Genomic DNA, 500 nt, shown 5'->3' on the forward strand with positions numbered 1-500 from the left:
TGCCGCTGATGGTCTGGCCTGCCGCCACTTCCGCCGCGTTAATCACGTTGTCGCCCGCCACGGTGTTGATGGTGACGGTCGGCAGTGCGGTGTCGACCAGCAGGTTCGCACTGTTGCTCACGCTGTTGCCCACGCCGTTGGTGGCGGTCGCGTTCAGGGTGTAGTTCGCCTGACCCAGACCCGCCAGATCGGCGGCCGGAACCGTCAGGCTCCAGGTACCGTCTGCCGCCGTGGTGGCCGTGTAGTTTTTACCGTTCAGGGTCACGGTCACCACGGTGCCTTCTGCCAGGTTGGCGCTGGTGCCGCTGACGTTCAGATCCTGGCCTTTCTCCACCGCGTTCAGGACGTTGTCATCGCTGATAGTGTTGAAATTAACCGAAGGCAGACCGGTATCGACGGTCACACTATGGGTGCCGGTGCCGGTATTGCCCGCCGCGTCAGTGACTGACGCAGTCACGGTCACGCTGCCGTCGCTGAGGCCGGAAATGACGCTTGCCGGG

The 500-nt window shown here is 63.6% G+C and carries 1 protein-coding gene; it reads right to left on the reverse strand.

The genetic code is table 11. From position 1 onward, the window contains the following. Positions 1-500 (reverse strand): Ig-like domain-containing protein (locus VF709_RS24930; RefSeq protein ID WP_440232481.1); only part of this gene is annotated, 500 nt, incomplete at both ends.

Source organism: Enterobacter sp. Lyrl_3, assembly GCF_051948675.1.
Lineage (GTDB): Bacteria > Pseudomonadota > Gammaproteobacteria > Enterobacterales > Enterobacteriaceae > Enterobacter > Enterobacter cloacae.